This is a genomic window from Methylobacterium sp. CM6241 (genome assembly GCF_054817845.1).
Genome location: NZ_CM139246.1, coordinates 2,249,644 through 2,271,504 on the forward strand (window position 1 = coordinate 2,249,644; position 21,861 = coordinate 2,271,504).

Annotated in this window: 19 protein-coding genes and 2 pseudogenes; 12 read left to right on the forward strand and 9 right to left on the reverse strand. The window is 62.8% G+C overall.

The window, feature by feature from the left end; translation table 11 throughout:
- Positions 1-3: 3 nt before the first annotated feature.
- Together ACYQR9_RS10415 and ACYQR9_RS10420 are read right to left on the reverse strand one after the other, a co-directional pair.
- A complete protein-coding gene (locus tag ACYQR9_RS10415) occupies positions 4-1,086 on the reverse strand; it encodes a hypothetical protein (protein WP_461229520.1) in 1,083 nt (360 codons plus the stop codon).
- A 196-nt stretch (positions 1,087-1,282) separates the two neighbouring features.
- Positions 1,283-2,266: an IS1595 family transposase gene (locus ACYQR9_RS10420; protein WP_461229521.1), complete on the reverse strand. Its 984-nt coding sequence runs from the start codon at positions 2,264-2,266 to the stop codon at positions 1,283-1,285.
- 105 nt (positions 2,267-2,371) lie between these two features.
- On the opposite strand from ACYQR9_RS10420, the gene ACYQR9_RS10425 reads away from it, so the two are divergent.
- The 3 genes and pseudogenes from ACYQR9_RS10425 to ACYQR9_RS10435 all read left to right on the forward strand — a co-directional run.
- Positions 2,372-2,620 (forward strand): DUF6471 domain-containing protein, encoded by a 249-nt coding sequence (locus ACYQR9_RS10425; RefSeq protein WP_461229522.1) that lies wholly within the window; start codon positions 2,372-2,374, stop codon positions 2,618-2,620.
- Positions 2,621-2,690: 70 nt separating this feature from the next.
- Entirely contained in the window at positions 2,691-3,773 is a 1,083-nt protein-coding gene (locus tag ACYQR9_RS10430) for a hypothetical protein (RefSeq protein WP_461229523.1), read from the forward strand.
- Positions 3,774-3,916: 143 nt separating this feature from the next.
- Positions 3,917-4,546, forward strand: a pseudogene (locus ACYQR9_RS10435) (ATP-binding protein); the annotation flags it as partial.
- Between the two features lie 18 nt (positions 4,547-4,564).
- Here the strand turns inward: ACYQR9_RS10435 and ACYQR9_RS10440 are convergent.
- The 3 genes from ACYQR9_RS10440 to ACYQR9_RS10450 all read right to left on the reverse strand — a co-directional run bounded on the left by ACYQR9_RS10440 (position 4,565) and on the right by ACYQR9_RS10450 (position 8,907).
- Positions 4,565-5,998, reverse strand: coding sequence for a mannose-1-phosphate guanylyltransferase/mannose-6-phosphate isomerase (locus ACYQR9_RS10440; protein WP_207412804.1), 1,434 nt, complete (start codon positions 5,996-5,998; stop codon positions 4,565-4,567).
- Between the two features lie 175 nt (positions 5,999-6,173).
- Positions 6,174-8,339 carry a methylmalonyl-CoA mutase gene (gene scpA, locus ACYQR9_RS10445; protein ID WP_461229524.1) on the reverse strand — a complete coding sequence of 722 codons (2,166 nt, stop codon included), beginning with the start codon at positions 8,337-8,339 and terminating at the stop codon, positions 6,174-6,176.
- 148 nt (positions 8,340-8,487) lie between these two features.
- Positions 8,488-8,907 carry a hypothetical protein gene (locus ACYQR9_RS10450; RefSeq protein WP_461229525.1) on the reverse strand — a complete coding sequence of 140 codons (420 nt, stop codon included), beginning with the start codon at positions 8,905-8,907 and terminating at the stop codon, positions 8,488-8,490.
- Positions 8,908-8,999: 92 nt separating this feature from the next.
- Here ACYQR9_RS10450 and ACYQR9_RS10455 point away from each other — a divergent pair.
- Both ACYQR9_RS10455 and ACYQR9_RS10460 read left to right on the forward strand, forming a co-directional pair.
- Positions 9,000-9,904, forward strand: a pseudogene (locus ACYQR9_RS10455) (DUF817 domain-containing protein).
- Positions 9,905-9,978: 74 nt separating this feature from the next.
- Positions 9,979-10,179 carry a hypothetical protein gene (locus tag ACYQR9_RS10460; RefSeq protein ID WP_056430960.1) on the forward strand — a complete coding sequence of 67 codons (201 nt, stop codon included), beginning with the start codon at positions 9,979-9,981 and terminating at the stop codon, positions 10,177-10,179.
- A 219-nt stretch (positions 10,180-10,398) separates the two neighbouring features.
- Here the strand turns inward: ACYQR9_RS10460 and ACYQR9_RS10465 are convergent, their stop codons facing one another.
- Positions 10,399-10,614 carry a hypothetical protein gene (locus ACYQR9_RS10465; protein WP_018044781.1) on the reverse strand — a complete coding sequence of 72 codons (216 nt, stop codon included), beginning with the start codon at positions 10,612-10,614 and terminating at the stop codon, positions 10,399-10,401.
- A 423-nt stretch (positions 10,615-11,037) separates the two neighbouring features.
- Here ACYQR9_RS10465 and ACYQR9_RS10470 point away from each other — a divergent pair, with 423 nt between their 5' ends.
- The 3 genes from ACYQR9_RS10470 to ACYQR9_RS10480 all read left to right on the forward strand — a co-directional run bounded on the left by ACYQR9_RS10470 (position 11,038) and on the right by ACYQR9_RS10480 (position 13,225).
- A complete protein-coding gene (locus tag ACYQR9_RS10470; RefSeq protein ID WP_461229526.1) occupies positions 11,038-12,171 on the forward strand; it encodes a S1C family serine protease in 1,134 nt (377 codons plus the stop codon).
- Between the two features lie 86 nt (positions 12,172-12,257).
- Positions 12,258-12,515 (forward strand): hypothetical protein, encoded by a 258-nt coding sequence (locus ACYQR9_RS10475; RefSeq protein ID WP_461229527.1) that lies wholly within the window; start codon positions 12,258-12,260, stop codon positions 12,513-12,515.
- Positions 12,512-13,225 carry a J domain-containing protein gene (locus ACYQR9_RS10480; protein ID WP_461229528.1) on the forward strand — a complete coding sequence of 238 codons (714 nt, stop codon included), beginning with the start codon at positions 12,512-12,514 and terminating at the stop codon, positions 13,223-13,225. Before ACYQR9_RS10475 ends, ACYQR9_RS10480 begins: the two co-directional genes overlap by 4 nt.
- Before the next feature lie 146 nt (positions 13,226-13,371).
- Here ACYQR9_RS10480 and ACYQR9_RS10485 read toward each other — a convergent pair whose 3' ends face one another.
- The gene (locus ACYQR9_RS10485; RefSeq protein WP_207412809.1) at positions 13,372-14,862 is read right to left on the reverse strand and encodes a D-alanyl-D-alanine carboxypeptidase; all 1,491 of its coding nucleotides are present in this window, start codon (positions 14,860-14,862) and stop codon (positions 13,372-13,374) included.
- A gap of 299 nt (positions 14,863-15,161) precedes the next feature.
- Here ACYQR9_RS10485 and ACYQR9_RS10490 point away from each other — a divergent pair, with 299 nt between their 5' ends.
- From ACYQR9_RS10490 to ACYQR9_RS10505, 4 genes are all read left to right on the forward strand, one after another.
- Positions 15,162-15,506, forward strand: a complete 345-nt coding sequence (locus ACYQR9_RS10490) for a phasin family protein (protein WP_056430945.1) — start codon at positions 15,162-15,164, stop codon at positions 15,504-15,506.
- 354 nt (positions 15,507-15,860) lie between these two features.
- The gene (gene clpS / locus ACYQR9_RS10495; protein WP_461229773.1) at positions 15,861-16,268 is read left to right on the forward strand and encodes an ATP-dependent Clp protease adapter ClpS; all 408 of its coding nucleotides are present in this window, start codon (positions 15,861-15,863) and stop codon (positions 16,266-16,268) included.
- Between the two features lie 23 nt (positions 16,269-16,291).
- A complete protein-coding gene (gene clpA, locus ACYQR9_RS10500) occupies positions 16,292-18,781 on the forward strand; it encodes an ATP-dependent Clp protease ATP-binding subunit ClpA (protein WP_461229529.1) in 2,490 nt (829 codons plus the stop codon).
- 336 nt (positions 18,782-19,117) lie between these two features.
- Positions 19,118-19,393: a hypothetical protein gene (locus ACYQR9_RS10505; protein WP_056430939.1), complete on the forward strand. Its 276-nt coding sequence runs from the start codon at positions 19,118-19,120 to the stop codon at positions 19,391-19,393.
- A 3-nt stretch (positions 19,394-19,396) separates the two neighbouring features.
- Here the strand turns inward: ACYQR9_RS10505 and egtD are convergent, their stop codons facing one another.
- Positions 19,397-20,371 (reverse strand): L-histidine N(alpha)-methyltransferase, encoded by a 975-nt coding sequence (gene egtD / locus ACYQR9_RS10510; RefSeq protein WP_461229530.1) that lies wholly within the window; start codon positions 20,369-20,371, stop codon positions 19,397-19,399.
- A gap of 59 nt (positions 20,372-20,430) precedes the next feature.
- Positions 20,431-21,705, reverse strand: a complete 1,275-nt coding sequence (egtB, locus tag ACYQR9_RS10515; RefSeq protein WP_461229531.1) for an ergothioneine biosynthesis protein EgtB — start codon at positions 21,703-21,705, stop codon at positions 20,431-20,433.
- Positions 21,706-21,861: the final 156 nt, after the last annotated feature.

Genomic DNA, 21,861 nt, shown 5'->3' on the forward strand with positions numbered 1-21,861 from the left:
GGATCACACCGAATATCCCGATACGAGGCTTACTCCCAACTCCGTTAACGTCGGATCAATAGGTAGGGCTAACGAAAGATGCCCCATGCTACCCATAATTAACCCAACAGCATACTGCCCATCTTCGGTTACGACTAACGAGCCGCTGTCGCCAGGCCCCGAAAATGGTTGGCCGTTATCGCCTTCAATAGCCAAGCCGCCGCCGATGTAGACATGAGCACGAAAGCGATCCGAGTTATATGGGAACGCAACAGGAGCCGATTGTGTCCCGAGCACGCTTCCTGTCGTCTGACCCGTTGATCGCCCAATTTTTTTCACACGAACACCAGAGTGAGGCGAAAAGATTTGGGCCGGGGTGTCATAGGCCCCATCGCCCTGCATCGACGTCACTCGGGACGGATCTAAGATTGTGAAAATTGCTGCGTCGTGCGTTTGAGCTGGCACGATACGCAAATCCCCGCTTCTGAGGGGGATCGAGCGCGCATGCCTTCCGAGGGTCTCTGGAACTGGGTGGCTAGCTTCTGAGGAGGCATCAAGCGCCGCTGGGGTCAAGATGGGCATCCCCTCTTCCATATGATTGCATCCCCCCGTCACATGGTTGTTCGACATTCCATAAATCGTCCCGGCTGGATCGCGAACGAGGCAGCCGAACGTACCCGCACCATGGATAGATGCGGGGTGGACGGAACTACCGCATGCGACCAATCCGTTATGCCGATAGGATCGCTGGGTTATTGGCGTTGTCGGAGGCGTCGGCGGTGGGTTGCTCTGAATACTACAGGATCCAATCCAACGGATCGAAACGTCTTCGGCACTCTCGGGCATCGCTTTAGCACGATAAAGTGGAATAGCACCTCTGGTGCAAATTGTTACGGTATTCCGTTCGTTATCATGAAATACAGCAGATATCTGGATACGGCTAATCAATATATCAGTAGCTGGAATATCAACAATATCGCGATTTTGTGGAAATACCGCCGATAGCGGCACTCTGTGCCCTGGCGAGTCAAACATATCATTGGCTAGATAGCCATTTTCTTTCGCCCACGAATGAAATGAAAGCGCGAAGTCTTCGGCGTTCGGCATCTTTATGTTCTCGGGTGTTTCCTGATAACAGCCATTTTTTTGAGTCTGTTATCGACATGAGGCTGTAAGCACAATCACTAATACTCATGCCGGGACACACTCAAGTGGAATCTTGGGCTTCGTTTGATCGCTTAGCTGATAAAATTGTTAAGCCAGAGCGGTGATAAAAACGTATGTCCGTTCAATCGCCGTACGGTCAGGCAACCTTATGGCGCTGCCAGTAGCCGCAGAAGTCAACGGACGGGCCGCGCTTCATCGCCAGACCGGCAATCCGCTCGTACTGAGCCCCGTTCGCCTCGCGGCGGTGATCCTCGCGCCATGAAGCCTCCTGTGCGTATCGGAGGAGATAGACGCCAGCGATGTGGTGGTGATGGCCCTGCTCGGCGCGACGCAGGCGCGAGAAGTACTCCTCGGCCATGTTCGTGCAGGCGCCGTCCTCGCTGTAGGCTTCGCGGTGATTGATGCGCTTGACCTCGTACTGGGCGTGAAGCGCGTCCCATGAAGCGGCCTCGTCGGCCTGAATGACGGTGCCCTTGGCGACGCGAGCCTTGATGAAGTTGAGGGCCGCGCCCTCGGTAAGGAATACGGCAGGGACGGAGTTGCCGCCGCGCTCGCGGACGATCACGACGCACTCGCGCTTGCCGTTTTGGTTCTTGGCAAGGCGACGGTCGACCCGGTTCGCCTTGTGATTGGCGGGCTTGATGTACCCGCCGAAGTAGCCGCCATCGACCTCGACCGTCTTACCCTCGCCGCCGACGACGCGGCCCTTCAACTCGACGGCCATGGCTTCGCGGAGCTTGTGAAGCAGGACGAAGGCGCACTTGTAGGACACGCCAAGATCGCGTGTGAGGGCCAGGGCGCTCTTACCCTTCACCTCGTTGACGAAGATCGCGATGGCGGCGAGGTAGCCGCGCAGCGGGAGCTTGTGCGAGGCGAACAGCGTGCCTGAGGTGATGGAGAAGTCCTTTCGGCAGGCGCGGCAGCGGAAGCGCGGCGCACCGTTCGGACGGCGGCAATCGTAGGCGTTCACGCCACCGCAGTGGCAGCACACTGGCTCGCCGTTCGTCTCAGGCCAACGCACCAAGCGGAAGGTCTGCTCAGCGTCCGCATCGCTCATGCGCATGACCTTGGCGAGGCTCAGCGTCTTAGCGCGGGAGGAGAGAAGGAAGTGCTGAGCCACGGTCGTTACCTATCGAATTTGATAGCTAACGAATATGAGAGCTTTGACACCTCGTCAAGGAGTTTCTATCGGTTTTGATAGCTCACATAAATGATAGGTCGGACGATGCAAATAGCGAAGACGGAGGCCGAATGGCAGGCCCGCGCGAGCGCCTTCCTGAAGGCGAAGATGAAGGAGAACGGCGTCACCTACACCGGGCTCGTGGAGCGATTGAAGGACCATGGGTTTGAGGAAACCGAAGCCTCAATCACGATGAAGCTCAAGCGGGGGACGTTCGCCGCGACATTCCTGTTTGCATGCCTCGCCGCATTGGAAGTTGAGGGCATCCAGCTCGCGGAGTTGGCCGAACTTTAAGGTTGTCCTTGCGACTCGCGTTGCAATCGGATCGACTGTCGCTTCGCATTAAAGAGTGGCAGGGCTGTGTATGAGACGTCTTTGTGTAGCGTTTGGCCTGTGCCTACTCGGGTCCGGCGCATTCGCCGAACCGTTACTGTCTGCGACAGAGAAGCCCTCAGAAAAGCCGGTACAGGCTCCATGGGTCAAGACCGAGGAGAAATCCGACGGTGCCCTCAATGGCAAGAGTCCACCCCATAATCCGCCAAGCAAGCCCTCGGAGCCGGCTGCCTCTCAAAGCCAAGGTATCTCCACGAAAGATGGCAGGGAAGGAACAGATCAAACACAACAAAGCGCAGAAGAAGGAGCCCAATTCTGGCCCCCGTCTTTTGAGCGTAAGATCAACTTCTCGGACAGCATAATTGCTCTGTTTACTCTTGCTCTCGTCTACTACACGGCCCGGCTCAACAACTCCACTATCAAACTTTGGAAGGCCGGCGAAGAACAACGCGGGCTGTCTGAGCGCGTCTATGCACAGCAATCCGCGGACATGAGGGAATCTCTGCGCATCTCTGCCGAAGCCGCTCATGCCTCTAGGGACGCAGTAATTATCGGCCGTGACACTCTGATAGCCACCAATCGGGCATGGGTTACCGCGGAGTTCAGCATCGACCCTAAAAACAGATTTACTCATATTGATGGCGTATCGCAGCTCAGGCTCCAAGTAATTTTGCAGAATGAAAGCGATGTTCCGGCAATTGAAATTGACGTACAAACAGTCATTCTTTTCGGAGATGAGGGGCGAATCCCCTACGAGGAGCATAACGATATCTGCGAGGGGTTCCGCGCCTCTGATGACGATCGGTCCAGGGGCAGAACGTTGTTGCAAAGGCGTTGCTTCCCAGACGGAAGCTCCAAAATCGACAGCTATGGACAAACGGCAACTTCTTCGCGAGAGAAGTTCGTGCCTCCCGATCAAATCATCGGTGACGGCACGTACCTGAGTTGCTGCATATCCTACACCTTCCCCTCTGATCCCACCGGACGGCACCAGACTCGTTACTTCTTCAATATCTTTGCTCCAGACACGACGCCCCATCGCCTCGACAGCGGCCTTATGGGAACAGAAATGTACCTGTCGAACGCTTCCGGCTCTTGGCAGGGCGTCGACTAAAGGAATGGCCGCAGAAGGGGTGCTGATCGCTACCCACGCTACCGCCGCCAGCGCAAAGCTTCCCCACCTCATGACCGACCTCCCGAACCAAAATCGGTAAGTGGCTGTGAGGGTTGGGTAATTCCTGTGGCGTTTGCGCCCGAATACCGGAATTCACGCCCCAGGTGCTCGATTCCCTGCGCCAGCCGATGGAGACCGGAGAGGTCATGATCGCGCGCGCCAATCACCGGGTGACCTATCCGGCGCGGTTCCAGCTGATCGCCGCGATGAATCCGTGTCGCTGCGGTCAGGCCCTCGAGCCGGGCTATGCCTGTCGACGTGGACCCAACGAGCGTTGTGTCGCGCAATATGGCGCCCGTATCTCCGGGCCGCTCCTCGACCGGATCGACCTGCGAATCGAGGTGGGGGCAGTCACGGCGGCCGATCTGATCCTTCCGCCTCCCGCCGAAGGCTCGGCCGAAACGGCGGCGCGGGTCGCAGTCGCCCGGGCACTGCAGACTGAGCGCTTCACCGCGCAGGGGCTCACCGGCGTCGTCACCAACGCTACGTGTCCGGCTCCGATGATCGAAGAGATGGCCGCGCCGGATGCCGACGGTACGGCGTTGATCCGCGACGCGGCGGAAACCATGCGCCTTTCGGCTCGAGGCTTTCACCGCGTCCTGCGCGTGGCGCGCACCCTGGCGGACCTCGACGGGGAGGAGCGGGTACGCCGCATCCATCTCGCCGAGGCCCTGTCCTATCGCGGCCGGGCCGAGCGGCCTGTGGCCGCCTGAGCCCGACCGTCTCTCGTTTTAACGCCCGTAGATGTCCTCGACGCGGATGATGTCGTCCTCGCCGGTATAGGATCCGACCTGGACCTCGATGAGTTCGAGGGGGATCTTGCCCGGGTTGGTGAGGCGATGCATTGATCCGATGGGCAGGTAGACCGCCTCGTTCTCGTGAACCAGAACGACACGGTCATCCACGGTGACCTCGGCGGTACCGCGCACCACGACCCAATGCTCGGCACGGTGGAAGTGCTTCTGCAGTGAGAGCCGCCCGCCCGGCGTCACCATGATGCGCTTCACCTGGAAACGCTCGCCGATATCGATGCGCTGATACCAGCCCCAGGGGCGAAACATCCGGCGATGGGCATCCGCCTCCGGATGGGCTTTCTCGCGCAGCTGCGTGACCAGCTCCTTGACGAGCCCGGCCTTGGCCTTCGAGGTGACGAGTACGGCATCCGGGGTCGAGACGACGACGATGTCGTCGACGCCGACCACCGCAGTGAGGTGCTCGCCCTCGCTATGGATCAGGCTGCCCCGGGTTTCGACGAGTTCCACGCGGCCGCGCACGGCATTGCCCAACGCATCACGAGGCAGGACGTCCCAGACCGCATCCCAGGTGCCGACATCGGACCAGGGGAAGGAGACCGGCAGGACTCCGGCGCGATCGGTCCGCTCCATCACCGCGTAATCGATGGAGGTCTTCGGCGCGCTGGCGAAGGCGGCGGAATCCAGGCGCAGGAAATCGAGATCGCTCGTCGCCTTGTCGAGGGCCGTGCGTGTCGCGGCCAGGATCTCCGGGACATAGGTCTCGAGTTCGGCCAGCATGACGTCGGCCCGGAACAGGAAGTACCCGCTGTTCCACAGGGCCCCGTCGGCGATCAGGCTTTCCGCGCCATGACGATTGGGCTTCTCCACGAAGCGCCCGACATCATAGGCACCCTCTACGCCGTCGATGGGCGCGCCCTTGCGGATATAGCCATAGGCGGTGGATGGAGCGGTCGGCTCGATTCCGAGGGTCATGATGCGGCCCGCCTGCGCACCAACCGCGGCGGCGCGTGCAGCCTCGACGAAGGCCGCGGTGTCACCGATGACATGGTCGGCCGCCAGGATCATCACCACGGCCTCCGGGTCGCGGCGGGCGGCATGGAGGGCGGCTACCGCAACGGCCGCGGCGGAATCGCGACGCTCCGGCTCGAGCACGATGTCGGCTTGGACCTCGGCCTGCAGAAGTTGTTCCGCCACGATGAAGCGGGCTTCACTGCTTGTGATGATCGTCGGCCGCGAGAAGGCGGTTCCGTCGGTGACCCGACGGGCCGTGTCCTGGAAGGTCGAACTGTCCGCGTTCACGAGCGGAGTGAACTGCTTCGGCATGCTCTCGCGGGAAGCAGGCCAGAGGCGCGTACCGGAGCCTCCGCAGAGGATGACCGGATGGATGAGAGGGAAAAATCCTGAGGCCATCGGCGTCAACTCACAATTTCAGTTCAGTACGTTGCCGCGAAATACAATTTTGATGCGCCGCAACCAACCCGGCGTGGGATGAAAAATGCGGCAAAAACGATAAATGCATTAGGCAAGCGCTTGAGGCCAGCGTCGAAGCCGATCTCTTGCACTACGGTCGTGTAACATGAATGCGCTATTCGGCGGCCTGACGCGCGCTGTAACCGAGCCTTCCGTTGAGTTCTTCGATCAATTTCACCGCAGCGTCAGCAATGACCGTGCCGGGTGGAAAAATCGCAGATGCGCCAGCGGCATGGAGGGCGGGATAATCACCCGGGGGGATGACCCCACCAATCACGATCATGACGTCGCCCCGGCCTTGTTCGGTGAGGGCTGCCTTCAATTCGGGCACCAGCGTCAGGTGGCCGGCGGCCAGGGACGACACACCGACGATGTGGACGTCGTTCTCCACAGCCTGACGCGCGGCTTCGGCGGGAGTTGCGAAGAGGGGTCCGATATCCACGTCGAAGCCGAGATCGGCGAAGGCCGAGGCGATCACCTTCTGACCTCGGTCATGCCCGTCCTGGCCCATTTTCGCGACGAGGATGCGCGGGCGCCGCCCGTCATTCTCCTCGAAGGTCTCCACGAGCTGACGAACGGTCTCGACCACCGGCGACATGCCACCCACCTCTCGCTTGTAGACGCCCGATATCGAGCGGATCTCCGCCCGATGCCGGCCCCAGGCCTTTTCCAGCGCGTCGGAAATCTCTCCGACCGTGGCCTTCGCGCGGGCAGCCTCGACACCTAGCGCCAGGAGATTGCCCTCTCCTTGGGCGGCTGCGGTCAGTGCCGCAAGGGCCGCATCGACGTCGGCCTGGTTGCGCTCGGCACGCAGCCTCTTGAGCTTGTCGATCTGGAGCATGCGGACATTGCCGTTGTCGACGCGCATCAGCTCGATGGCGCGGTCATCCTCTGGCTTGAATTTGTTGACGCCGACGATGGTCTGGCGGCCGGAATCGATCCGCGCCTGGGCGCGGGCCGCCGCTTCCTCGATGCGCAGTTTGGGGATGCCGGCCTCGATGGCCTTGGCCATCCCGCCCAGTTCCTCGACTTCGCGGAGATGCTCCCAGGCGCGGGCAACGATGTCCTGGGTCAGCTTCTCGACATAGTAGGAGCCGCCCCACGGATCGACGATCCGCGTCGTGCCGCTCTCCTGCTGCAGGAAGAGCTGGGTGTTGCGGGCGATGCGCGCCGAGAAGTCGGTGGGCAGCGCTAGCGCCTCATCGAGGGCGTTGGTGTGGAGCGATTGCGTCCCGCCCTGCGTTGCGGCCATCGCCTCGATGCAGGTGCGGGTGACGTTGTTGAACACGTCCTGGGCGGTCAGCGACCAGCCGCTCGTCTGGCTGTGAGTGCGCAGGGGCAGGGACTTGTCGGTCTTCGGCTCGAACTCCTTCACGAGCTTGGCCCAGATCAGGCGCGCGGCCCGCATCTTGGCGATTTCCATGAAGAAGTTGGTGGAAATGGCCCAGAAGAACGACAGGCGGGGTGCGAACTTGTCGATGGTCAGCCCGGCCGCGAGACCGGCCTTGATGTACTCGACGCCGTCGGCGAGCGTGTAGGCGAGTTCGAGGTCGTTCGTCGCACCGGCTTCCTGCATGTGGTAGCCGGAGATCGAGATCGAGTTGAATTTCGGCATGTGAGCCGACGTGTAGGCGAAGATGTCGCCGATGATCCGCATCGAACCCGCCGGCGGGTAGATGTAGGTGTTGCGGACCATGAACTCCTTGAGGATGTCGTTCTGGATCGTGCCGGCGAGCTTCTCCGGCGGCACGCCCTGTTCCTCGGCCGCCACGATGTAGAGCGCCAGGATCGGCAGCACCGCGCCGTTCATCGTCATCGAGACGGTCATCTCGTCCAGCGGGATGCCCGAGAACAACGTCCGCATGTCGTAGATCGAATCGATCGCCACGCCGGCCATGCCGACATCGCCCGAGACGCGCGGGTGATCGGAATCGTAGCCCCGGTGGGTGGCGAGATCGAAGGCCACCGACAGGCCCTTCTGTCCGGCCGCGAGGTTGCGCCGATAAAAGGCGTTCGAATCCTCAGCCGTGGAGAAGCCGGCATATTGCCGGATCGTCCAGGGCTGCGTCACGTACATCGTCGGGTAGGGGCCGCGCAGATAAGGCGCGACACCGGGATACGTGTGCAGAAACTCGATCCCCTCGCGATCCTCCGGCCCATAGACGCCCTTCACCGGGATGCCTTCCGGCGTCATCCAGGGCTCGCCTGCCGGCGGCACGGGCGCCGTGAAGGCATCTGCCGCGTAGGGGACGTTCGCGAAATCAGGGATACGGGACGTCATGTGATCGAACTCGTGCGGCGGCGTATGGCGAAGCATTATAGTGAAGCACCGGCTTCGGGCTATCCCTCTCAAATTCATTTTGAGGATGAACCGCGATCCCAACTCCGCGGAGGCGGGCTTCCGGCACAGCCTCAGACTGCGGCATCGTTCAGTTCTCGGCGCCTCCTGATCGGCTTTTGAGCCACTCGATGCGTTCGTCGATCAGTTCGCGCAGCCTGTCGCGTCGCTTCGAGGCCTCCCAGCACGTGTCCGGGCAGTTGGGGGTTTCACCCTCCATGATTCCGACGATCGCCAGGACGACGAAAGCCAGGGCAAGCAGGATTCCAAATACGATCGGCCAGGCGAGGCTGAGCCCGACGAGGAGGGCGAGACCGCCCTTCAGCACGAGCGAGCCGGCAAGCTTCAGCTTGATCAGCGCCGCGAAGCTGGTGCCGCTACCAAGAACGCCTCGAAACACGCGCATGGCGATGGCGCGAAACCGACGCCGGGCCAAGAGCTTCTGCAAGCGGGCCAGATCGCGTCGCACACGCTCCGATTCCCAATCGGCGTCTTGCTCGGTCGTCCGCATCGGCAAGCGATTGCCCTCCCGCGCTATCGATAAGGTCGAGCTTCACCCTCGGCTACGCTAAGGCGGGCTGCGCCACTGCCGGAACCGCTAACGTGACAGACATCCCGACCCAAAGCGCCGTCCGCACCTGGCCGCCCATCGCCCGGTTCGCCGGCATCGAGGCACGTCTCGGTGCATGGGCCCTGGGGCGGGGACCTTTCGCGGCGGGACTCTACGAATTCCTGAGGTTCGGCATCAAGCAGGGGTGGGCGTGCCTGTTCGCGGTTTGCTCTGCGCCCTGCTCATCGCGAGCTACCTGCTCTATCCGCCGCATGCGGCGATCAGTCGGTACGATTTTCTCACGCTGTCGGCGGTTGCGATACAGATAGCGCTTCTCGCCCTGCGCATGGAGACCTGGGAGGAGGCGAAAGTGATTGCGCTCTTCCATGTGGTCGGGACGGTGATGGAGATCTTCAAGACTGCCGTCGGGTCATGGATCTATCCGGAGGCCAGTCTGCTCCGCATTGCGGGTGTGCCGCTCTTCACCGGCTTCATGTATGCGAGCATCGGCTCCTACATCGCCCGGGTGTGGCGCCTGTTCGACTTCCGCTTCGCCCATCATCCCGGCACCGGCGTGACGCTCCTGCTGGCCGCGGCGATCTACATGAACTTCTTCACCCATCACTACGCGATGGACATCCGCCTCGGGTTGTTCGCGGCAACGGCCGTGTTGTTCGGCCGAACCTGGGTGCATTTCAAAGTCTGGCGGGTGCACCGGAGAATGCCGCTTCTCCTGGGCTTCCTGCTCGTCGCACTGTTCATCTGGTTTGCCGAGAATATCGGCACGGGGACGCGGGTCTGGCTCTATCCGAACCAGACATCGACCTGGGCGATGGTTTCCTGGCAGAAACTGGGTGCCTGGTATTTGCTGATGATCATTTCCTACGTGCTGGTCACCCTCGTGAACAAACCGGAGATTTATCGACACGGCGGGATCGAGCGGAGAAATTCGAGATAATAGCGATCGGCCTTCTTCAAGGTTTGGCAAGATCGAACGGGCTATGCTCGTTCGAGCCATGAGGAACCCCGTTCATGAGTGATTCCATCGCCGGCCTTGCACAGTCGATCGTGTCGAACCAGACGGCTGCGACGCGAGAGTCGATGCAGACGACTTTCATACGCAAGCAAGGCGAGAGCGACCGGGCCATTTCCCAGATGTTGCAGCAATCCGCCGATCAGCAGAAGGCCGTTCTTCCCGAAGGCCAAGGTGCGGTCGTGGACCGGCAGGTCTGAGCCCCAATCACCATCGGTGACAGGGCCGGATGATTGCCCGCGTCGAGGCAGGCCATGCCGTAGGATGGGTCGGGTAGCCCGCAAAGGATGACGCATGCATCGGACAGGCGGGTCCGACTTGCTACATCATCGTTACGCCCGCTGCGCGGCGCGGTCGGTTCCGCGCCGGCGGCTGGGTCTTGAAGAGCTCGTCAGTAGGCTGACGGAAGCCGTAGCGGATTAGTTGAGATAGGTGCGGATCCAGTTCGGCGAGAGAATTTCGCCTTCTTCCGTGATGATCCATGGCTGCTTTGCCGGGTCGGTCAGGGCGCCTGCGGCGGCCTCGATCGCCTCGCGAAGGGTGCCGTAGCGCGCAGGCTGGGCCAGCGGCGCCGGGACGGGAGTGGTCCGCCAGATCGTCAGATCGGCAGGACGTTCGAGGGCTTCGGTTTCCATAACAATGTTTCCTTGAACCTGAGAGGGTCATTCCCCGCGGGTCTGTGCGACTGAACCAGCACTCGGTGCAGCCAGCGCGGGATGTGTTTCCGTGAGAATGGAAGCATCTCTAGGGCAGCTTTGCGATCAATTTAGGCATTGCCATGATGAGTATGGCAGACCCGATCCTTTATCCCCTGCCTTAAGCATCATGTTTTGGACACAAAGCTTGAAGCCGCTGCTCTGGGACGCCCTCTTTTTATGATGAAGAGTTGGGAGTGGCAGTGCTTGTCGTAGTTGTAGCTTGAACGTTGGGGCGGAACCGTGTGCCTGCGCACCCGGATCGTGCCGCCCGTCAAAACAGTTGAACGGAGATGCGTGACCGACCAGTTAATGCGACAGACGCAGTCCAGAATTTTTCCAAAGCTGTGAAAGGGATGTGACATGTCGGACCGCTTTGGCCGCATCGCGATCACGGCGGCCCTGGTGCTCATGGCCCTCTATGTCGGGCAGCCCTATGTGGCGGCCCTCCTGTTCTCGGCCGAAACCCCGCGGGCCATCACGGCGCGGGGGGATCTGGCCCAAGCGGAAGTGTCCACCGCGACGTTGTTCGAGCGTGCGAGCCCATCGGTCGTGCATGTCTTCGCCCAGGCCGCCGCACAGGGGCGCTCCCTGATGAGCCCCGACGCCGAGGAGGGCGAAGGCGGCACCGGTGCGCAGACGGGTACGGGCTTCGTCTGGGATGGCGCAGGGCATGTGGTCACCAACAATCACGTGGTCGCATCGGCTGCCCAGCGGGGCGGGTCGGTGTCCGTCCGTCTTTCCTCGGGTGAAGTCCGTCCGGCGACGATCGTCGGCACTGCGCCGAGCTACGATCTCGCCGTACTTCGCCTCGGCGGCACCGGCGCCGTTCCGCCGCCCCTCGCCATTGGTACCTCGGCGGATCTCAAGGTCGGGCAATCGGCCTTCGCCATCGGGAATCCATTCGGTCTCGACCATACCCTGACGACGGGTGTCATCAGCGCGCTTCGCCGCCGCCTCCCGACGGGGGAGGGGAGGGAGCTGTCCGGCGTCATCCAGACCGACGCCGCGATCAATCCCGGCAATTCGGGCGGGCCACTCCTCGATTCCGCCGGACGCCTCGTGGGCGTCAACACGGCGATCTACTCTCCCTCCGGTGCCAGCGCCGGCATCGGTTTCGCGATTCCCGTGGATGTCGTGAACCGGGTCGTCCCTGAACTCATCCGCAACGGACGCACCCGCAATCCGGGTATCGGCATCATCGCCGGGCAGGAGGCCACCGCCGCGCGCCTCGGGATCGACGGTGTCGTGGTCCTGCGGGTTCTGCGCGGATCGCCGGCCGCCGAAGCCGGCTTGCGTGGCGTCGACGTTCAGACCGGCATGATAGGCGACATCATCGTCGGAGCGGCCGGCCAGCCCGTGCACCGCCTGGCCGACCTCACCGCGGCAATGGAAGCGGCGGGGATCGGCAAGTCCATCGAGCTCGCTGTTGAGCGGGACGGGCGCATCCGCAAGGTGACTGTCACCACGGCGGATGTCGCAGAGACGCGGCAATAAGGCTTTCCCGGTTCGGGCTGTCACATCGGCCGTTTCCGGTGCAGTAGGGACGGAACCGCGCCGCACGAGAACACGCAAGACACGCAATGACGACGAAGGCCAGCCTGTCCCGATCCCTCGTCTGCGTCGCGCTGGCGCTCGGCACGATGCCGGCCGAAGCGAGCGACAGGGCGCGGCGCTTATGTCCCGGCGACGCTCCCGAGGGAGTTCGCCCGCCGTCTCGTGAGCGTTGCCCGGACCGTATTACTGAGCGGGCCGGCTCGCTGAATGGTTCGCACCGGATTGGCGACGTCCAGATCCGGATCGGCGGACGGGTCTCACTCGATCACGACATCCGCCGATGACGATCCTCGCCGCCCTCGCGGCCCTGTTCGTCCTGTGGTGGTACGCGAAGAACGCGAAGCCCCAACTCGTTCGGCGCTTGCGGCGCCTGATCACGCCGCGTGTCGTGAGACGCAGCGGAGGCTATGTCTTGCTCGCCCTGGCGGCTGTGGCGGCAATTCGCGGACGGGTCGAACTCGCGATCCTGTTCGGAGGCATCGCGTTCTGGTTTCTCGACGGTGTCGATGCCCTCGTCGTCCGGCTGCGCGGACTGGTCGGGCGTGTTGCGGTCGCACGGCCCACGATCGTACTGTTCGAGGTGATGCCGGACGGACGGACCGCTGACGGGATCGTTCAGATCGGTCCCTATGCCGGGCGTCGCCTGTCACAGCTTCCGGATGCGGCGCTGATGCAGATCTTCGCGGTCTGCCGCAAGGTGGATCGCATCGCCGCCCGCCGCTTACAGACGTATCTCGACGGCAGGACGACCGCCGGGCGTGTAGACGCTGAGAGAGATGCCAACGCGCGGTCGCGCCGTCCGCCGGATCCAGGGTCGATGACGCAGGAGGAGGCTCACCAGATCCTGGGGCTTCAGAGCGGGGCGACCCTGCAGCAGATCCGCACGGCTCATCGGACGCTGATGAAACGGTGGCATCCCGACCAGGGCGGAACGGTCGAGGGGGCTTCGCGTATCAACGCGGCCCGAGACAGGCTTGTGAGCCGACATCGCTGATACTCCACGCGCGTTGCCAGAAAAATGCTCGATCAGACCCGACCGGCGAACAGCCGTCGGGGTTCGACGAAGACGCGAAGGGCGTCGTCGCCGTTGTCAGGACGGGTTCGGCCTCCTGAAGGGGGAAACCGTCGCGTTGGTGGAGTTCAGCTTCGCGTGGCGAAGCAGTTGAAGCCGTTGCGCTTCAGGGTCGAGCAGGCATCCTGGGCGGCTTCCTGTTCGCTGAAGCCGGAGAACCGCGCCCGGTAAAGGGTGGCGCCGCCGTGATCGACCCGCACGGTGTAAGGTGATGCCTTGGAGAGCGCGCTGCCGGCCCGGCTGCGAGCCTCGGATAGCATGGATTTGGCCTTGTCTTCGTCGTCCATGGCCCCGAGCTGGATCACCCAGGCGGTGGGCGTGACGCGGCTCGTGGATGCTGCCTTCGGTGCGGGGTCGGACCGAGCGCCGTCGACCGATGCGAGGCGGGCGTCGGACTTGCCGCTGGGCGAGGTTTTGGCTCCCGGGAACGCGGCGGGCGCGCTGCTCGGGGCATAGGCCTGAGCCGAGGCCGGGAGGGCGCCGCTCCGCCACTTGGCGCCGGCGCTTCCGGGCGTGGTTGTCTGGCGCGGGCTGATGTCGAGGGGCTGGGTCGAAGCGGTGGTCTCGACCTCCACGTCCTCGTCATCGGCCGAGGCGACCTGCGTGCGGGTCCGCGACGTGGCGTCCGCGACCACGGCGGGACGGCCACGCTCGGCGACTTCCGTCACGGCCGGGGTCTGCCGGTTGCCGGCATAGGCCCGGGGCAGGTTCGCCCGGACGAGATCGGCCATGATCCGGTCGCGACTGGCGCCCGACTTTCCGCCGAGCACGATCGCAACGATCTGGCGGTCGTCGGACTTGGCGGCGGTCATCAGGTTGAAGCCCGAATCGCGGGTGTAGCCGGTTTTGATACCGTCGACGCCCTCGACATTGCCGAGGAGGCGGTTGTGGTTGCCGATGACCCGGCCACGGAAGGCGAAGGAGCGGGTCTGGAAATATTTGTAGTAGCGCGGAAACCGGTCCTGGATCGCGCGGGCGAGGATGGTCAGATCGCGTGCCGTGGTGATCTGGTCCGCATCCGGTAGACCCGAGGCATTGGCGTAGTTGGTCCTGGTCATGCCCAGGGCCTGCGCCTTGCGGGTCATCATCTCGGCGAATTTCGGCTCGGAGCCGGCGATGTTCTCGCCGATGGCGCAAGCCACGTCGTTGGCGGATTTCGTGACGATGGCCTTGATCGCGTCCTCGACCTCGATCGTCGAGCCAGGCCGGAGCCCGAGCTTGGACGGGGATTGGGAGGCTGCGAAGGCGGAGATTGTCAGCGGCGAATCGAGGTTGAAGCGGCCGCGCTCGAGTTGCTCGAACAGCATGTAGAGCGTCATCACCTTGGTGATCGATGCCGGATGCCGGAGGGAATCCTCGTTGACCGCATGCAGGGTACGGCCGGTCTTCACGTCGATCACCATGGCGGCGTAGGGTGGGTTGTAGCCCCCGCCGCCGCCCCGGTGATGGTGCCCACGACGCGCGTCGGCGGGCGAGGCGATGGCCGTGAGAACGGCTGCGGCCGCAATGAGGGCCGGCAGTCCATGGGTCGTCCGGGAGCGACTCGGAACGCTACGCATCGCGACGGGGTGTCCTCGACAACCGATCGTGAGATCGGCTTGCACTGCATCATCACTGCAAAGCCGGCGAACGTGCCGCCGTGACCTCGCAACATCTGTCAATCAGGCTAGGTCGACGCGGTTACGGCCCGGTTAATGCCTAGCGATTGATTTGACCGTTTTTGCTGCGATGCAGCATGATCTTGACGTTCCATGTTGCATCGCACATAGAGACGGCATTGGTCGCTTCCGCGGGTCGGGGAACCGGCCTTGTCGACACCCGGCCCCAGAGGAATGCCCGAAAGGGTATCTCGCATCCCATGACCAGTCAGCTTTTCGACAAGATCCCCGCTTTCGACAAATCCGGCATCGACTCGGTGATGAAGAACGTGTCGCTGGTGGCGCGGACGAACCAGACCGTCGGAACCGAGATGGCCGATTACACCAAGCAGTCGTTCGAGCATGGCACCGCCACCATGAAGAAGCTGGCCGAGGCGAAGACCCCTCAGAGCGCCATGGAAATCCAGGCCGAGTTCATGAAGGCGTCCTACGAGCGCATGGTCGCTCAAGCGAAGCTCGTCGGCGGCCTGTATGCCGAGCTCGCCAAGGAAATCGGCAAGCCGCTCGAGGGCCTGACGAAGATCAAGCTTCCCGCCACCAACTGAGATCCCCCGGCACCAGCGCCCGAGAGACCGAAAAAGCTATTCCATAGGGCGATCGAGCGACGGCTCGGTCGCCCTTTTTCGTGCGCCACGGCACCTTCCGGCGCCGGGCCCGGGCGATGTCCGCCCGGCGGTAGGCATCCGTGGCGTCGAGCGACCGGACAAGTGCGCGCAGGCGACTGGCGAAGTCGGGAAACGGCCTATAGATTGGACGAGAAGCAGGTGCGCCGCGCCAGCGTGCAGTCGGGAAACCGGTCGGTTCTTACATATCCGCGTCCGGACTCCGCTGCCACAAATGGGGTCGATGCTATTCCGATGTTCGACGACCCGATGCGTTGTCTTCTGGTCTCTTCCGTCATGGATCACGGCAGTTTCGCCGCGACCATCGGACGTGATGGCGCGAATTCTGCCATTCCTACGGTGCCGCGCGCCGCTGATCCCCTCGGACCGGGTGGCACCGACGACGGTCGCTCGGGGACGGCGATCATCACGCGCACCAAGCCCAAGACCAAACGGCCGAGCCTGTACCGCGTCCTCCTGCTCAACGACGATTACACGCCGATGGAATTCGTCGTGCACGTGGTCGAGAAGTTCTTCAATAAATCACAGGCCGATGCCTACCAGATCATGATGCACGTGCATCAGAACGGCGTCGGCGAGTGCGGGATCTTTACGTACGAAGTGGCGGAGACCAAGGTGACGCAGGTCATGGACTTCGCGCGTAAACACCAACATCCTCTCCAGTGCGTCATGGAAAAAAAATAGGCACCCCACACGAGGACCCGCTTTTGCCCAGCTTCTCTCGCAGCCTAGAACAAGCTCTCCACCGCGCCCTGGCGCTCGCCGGCGAGCGCCGGCACGAATACGCGACGCTGGAGCACCTGCTCCTCGCCCTGGTGGACGACCAGGATGCCGCAGCCGTCATGCGCGCCTGTAACGTCGAGGTCGACACGCTGAAACGCAGCCTGGTCGAGTATGTGGATACCGAACTCGCCAACCTGATCGGCGATGGCCGGCAGGATGCCAAGCCGACGGCGGGCTTCCAGCGGGTCATCCAGCGCGCGGTCATTCATGTCCAATCATCCGGTCGGGAAGAGGTGACCGGGGCCAACGTGCTCGTGGCGATCTTCGCCGAGCGCGAAAGCCATGCCGCCTATTTCCTGCAGGAGCAGGACATGACCCGCTACGACGCGGTCAATTACATCAGCCACGGCATCGCCAAGCGCCCGGGCGCTTCGGAGGCGAAGCCGGTTCGCGGTGCGGAAGAGGAGCCCTCGTCCGAGCGCCCGAGCGGCGACGAAGCCGAGAACCGGACGAAGAAGAAGGGGGACGCTCTGGACGCCTATTGCGTCAACCTCAACAAGAAGGCCCGGGATGGCCGGATCGATCCGCTGATCGGACGTGAGAGCGAGGTCCAGCGTACCATCCAGATCCTTTGCCGCCGGCAGAAGAACAATCCTCTGCTCGTGGGCGACCCGGGCGTGGGCAAGACTGCCATCGCCGAGGGATTGGCGCGCAAGATCATCAACAAGGAAGTCCCGGAAGTCCTGATCGATGCGACGGTGTTCTCCCTCGACATGGGGACGCTGCTCGCCGGCACGCGCTATCGCGGCGACTTCGAGGAGCGCCTCAAGCAGGTGATGAAGGAAATCGAGGCGCATCCGAACGCGGTGCTGTTCATCGATGAAATTCATACGGTCATCGGCGCCGGTGCGACGTCCGGCGGCGCGATGGACGCATCGAACCTCCTCAAGCCGGCTCTCGCCAACGGCTCGCTTCGGTGCATCGGCTCGACCACCTACAAGGAGTACCGCCAGTACTTCGAGAAGGACCGTGCCCTGGTGCGCCGGTTCCAGAAGATCGACGTGAACGAGCCATCGATCCCGGACGCTATCGAGATCGTGAAGGGGCTCAAGCCCTATTTCGAGGAGTTCCACAAACTCAAGTACACGACCGAGGCCGTGAAGGCGGCCGTGGAACTCTCGGCGCGCTACATCAACGACCGTAAGCTGCCGGACAAGGCGATCGACGTGATCGACGAGACCGGCGCCTCGCAGATGCTGGTGCCGGAAGCCCGGCGCAAGCGGACCATCGGCGTCAAGGAGATCGAGGCGACCATCGCCACGATGGCCCGCATCCCGGCAAAGACCGTCTCCAAGGACGACGCGGTGGTTCTGAAGAACCTCACCGAGAACCTGAAGCGCGTCGTCTACGGCCAGTCGAATGCCATCGAGGCGCTGACTTCGGCGATCAAGCTGGCCCGTGCCGGTCTGCGTGACCCCGACAAGCCGATCGGTTCCTACCTGTTTGCCGGCCCAACCGGCGTCGGCAAGACGGAGGCGGCCAAGCAGCTGGCTTCATCGCTCGGCATCGAGATGATCCGCTTCGACATGTCGGAATACATGGAGCGGCATACGGTGAGCCGCCTGATCGGCGCACCGCCCGGCTATGTCGGCTTCGACCAAGGCGGGCTGCTCACGGACGGGATCGACCAGCATCCGCATTGCGTGCTGCTGCTGGACGAAATCGAGAAGGCTCATCCCGACCTGTTCAACATCCTGTTGCAGGTGATGGATCACGGCAAGCTCACCGATCACAACGGCAAGCAGGTCGATTTCCGCAATGTCATCATCATCATGACGACGAATGCGGGTGCGTCTGACATGGCGAAGTCCGCCTATGGCTTCACTCAGACCAAGCGCACGGGAGACGACGTGGAGGCGATCAACAAGCTCTTCGCGCCCGAATTCCGGAATCGCCTCGACTCGATCATCTCCTTCGGACATCTGCCGAAGGACGTGGTGGCCAAAGTCGTCGACAAGTTCGTGCTTCAGCTCGAGGCCCAGCTCGCCGACCGCAACGTCACGATCGAGTTGTCCGACGAAGCACGCGAGTGGCTGACCGAGAATGGCTACGACGAGGCGATGGGCGCGCGGCCCATGGCACGCCTGATCCAGACCACGATCAAGACTCCACTCGCCGACGAGGTGCTTTTCGGACGTCTCAAGGATGGTGGCGCAGTCAGGGTGGTGCTGAAAAAGGCCGAGGATGGCGAGGCGCTGACGCAGAAGGATGCACTGGCCTTCGAGTTCCCGGCCGGCCCGGTGACGCCCAAGCCGGAAAAGGACGTCACCGACGCCGGTGGCAGCAAGCGCAAGCGTAGCCGGGCGAAGGCTGCTCCGCGGAAGAAGGACGAGGCGAAGAAGGACGACAAGGGCGGTCCCGGCGGTTCGGGCGGCGTCCGCACCGTTCCTAAGGTTCCTCTCGTTCGAGCCTGATCGCCCGAGGCATCGGTCAGAAGGGGCGCGTCTTCCTCAACGGAAGACGCGCCCCTTCTGCGTTATGCCATACACAAATGGGCCTGCCCCACCGGGTTGGACGATTGAGACTTCGTATCGTGCCACGAAAACGTCGGTCCCGTGGTCGACATGGGCATGATCGGTCGTTAGCAACCGCGTTCGAATGGGTGCATAGGCGCCCGTCCGGTCGTGAATCCTGCGAGGGGGCTCGCCGAGCGACATGACAGGTTCAGGTGTCCGGCGACGGTTCAGATCGTCGCCAGGAGCATCGAGCCTGTGATTGTCATAGCCACTCGCGACAACAGGGGAGTATCCATGAGCGATCTGCAAGAGGGCCCCCTGACGCCACTCTCCAGCCAAGGCACGCATGTCGCGGCCCGCCCCCAGAAACTGACCCGCCGAGAAGAGCGTCGACGCCGGCGCATGCGCCGTCGCCGGGGCGAGGAAATCCTGGGTTGGATCCTCGTTCCGATCATCTGCTACGGGATCTATTGGGGCATCAGTGCCGGTTTCGACGTGCTCGGCACCACTCCTGGGACCGTCTGGGACCAGCTGATGCAGGTCAAGCAGATGCTCGAGAAAAAAGCCTGATCCTTATCCGCGTGTCAGGGCATGGACCGAGAACAGGCGCTCGCCGTCGGTCCAGCTCTTGGCCACGTTCCATCCGGCTTGGCTGGCGAGGTGGCGGAAGCCGTCGACCGTGTACTTGTAGCTGTTCTCGGTATGGATCGTTTCTCCCTCCGAGAAGCCGAACCGGCGGCCCGCTAGCGATACCTGCTGGGCGCGCAGGCTGACGAGATGCATCTCGATCCGCGAAGCCTCCGGGGCGAAGTAGGCCCGGTGGGCGAAAGCTGACGGGTCGAAGTCGGCGCCGAGTTCGCGATTGATCCGATGAAGCAGATTGAGGTTGAACCGCGCCGTCACTCCCGCCTCATCGTCATAGGCCGCGTCCAGCACGGACTTGTCTTTCACGAGATCGACGCCGACGACGAGAGATGCCCCGCGACCTAGAACCCTCCCGAAATGGGCGAGGAGATGGGCCGCTTGGGGCGGCTCGAAATTTCCGATTGTCGAGCCCGGAAAGAACCCCGCCACGGCGCCGTTGGAAAGCCCGTGGGGGAGAGTGAAGGGCCGGGTGAAATCCGCGGCCACCGGTTGGATCGACAGCCGAGGGAAATCGCGAGACAGAGTCTCGGCCTCGCTCCTTAGGAAGCTTTCGGAAACGTCCACCGGCACGTAGGCCGCCAGATCAGTCAGATGGACGAGAAGACGCCGAACCTTCACCGTCGAGCCGCTGCCGAATTCCACGAGGTTCGCGCGCGGGGGAAGAAGCGAGGCGATGTCCTGCCCCGATTCATCCAGAATACCGATCTCTGTTCGGGTTGGGTAATATTCCGGCTGCCGGGTGATCGCCTCGAACAAATCCGATCCGACCTCGTCGTAGAAATACTTCGCCGGAATGAATTTCTGCGTCGCCGTGAGTCCGACCAGGACGTCATCCCGGAATTGTTCTTCCGGGCTGACGGCGGACAGGGGTGTGGCGTCCGTGAAGACGGGATTGATGGTCACGGGCAAGTCTCCGAAGGACGCCAAAGGACGCTGGGTTACGCGGGTGTGGGAAACGATGCTCAGTCGCGATAGTTCGACAGCCGCAGTCCCGTGAATTGCCAGCGCTGGTGGGGATAGAAGAAGTTGCGATAGCCGATGCGGGCATGTCCTTCCGATGTCGCCACCGAGGAACCGCGCAGAACGAACTGGTTCGACATGAACTTGCCGTTGTATTCGCCGAGCGCACCGGAGACCGGCCTGTAGCCCGGGTAGGATAAATAGGCCGAGCGGGTCCATTGCCAGACGAGGCCGAAAGCGTCGTCGAGAAGGCCCTCCTTGGCGGCAATCTCCCATTCGAATTCGGTTGGCAGGTCGCGCCCTGCCCATCGGGCGAAGGCATCCGCCTCGAAATAGCTCACATGGGTGACAGGCAAGGCTGGGTCGATGCCTGCCTGCCCGGCAAAGGTCATGCTCGACCATTGCCCTGCATCGTTGCGCTGCCAGTAGCCAGGGGCCTCCCAGCCCTCCGCCTGTACCGCGAGCCAGCCATCCGAGAGCCAGAGTTCGGGACGCGCGTAGCCGCCATCCTCAATGAAGGCGAGCCATTGCGCATTGGTGACGAGGCCTTTGTCGATCCGGCACGGCAGGATCAGAGTCTCATGACGCGGCGATTCGTTGTCGAACGAGAAGCCTTCCCCCTCATGCCCGATCTTCGCTACCCCACCCCGCAGCTCGGCGGCTCCGCCGCGCGATACCGGACGGGGAAATCGCCATCCGGCATCGTAGACGGGGCTCAGCGGATTCTGCGCGAAGGCATGGAGAATGTCCGTGAGCAGCAATTCCTGATGCTGCTGCTCATGATAGAGGCCGATTTCGAGGATCGGCAACACGGTCTCGAGGGTCGCGTCGGTGGCATCCGACAGGAGGCTTTCCACTGCCCGGTCCACATGGGCACGGTATTCGGCGACTTCGTCGGCGGTCGGGCGGGTGATGAGGCCGCGCATGATTCGCGGCTGCCGGGGGCCGGCAGCGACGTAATAGGAATTGAACAGGTAGTGCAGCCGCTCGTCATAGATGCGGTAGCCGGGGACGTGATCACGCAGGAGAAATTGCTCGAAGAACCACGTGGTATGGGCCCGATGCCATTTCGTCGGACTGGCATCCGCCATGGACTGGATCTGCTGGTCCTCCGGCGAGAGCGGCGCGGCGCGGCGTTCCGTTTCGTCGCGCACTGCGTGGAAGGCTCTGATCCAGGCTGCGCGATTCACCGGTCGCGCCGATACGTTAGGCGGCGGGAATGCTGCGCCGTCCGCCTGATGGTGCGAGGTCTCGCGAATTGCCGCTGTCGCTGCCATGTCGATCACTCCACTCGCATCCATGATGCGGAAATATGGCTCCGCTGCCATTCGGCAACGGCCCTTCGTCTGCGCCCATCGCCGCGGCGCACAAGCGCTGAAAATGCCGGGCCTTTTTCATGCCGCAGTGACACGGCCTTAACCCTGTCGCCCGAC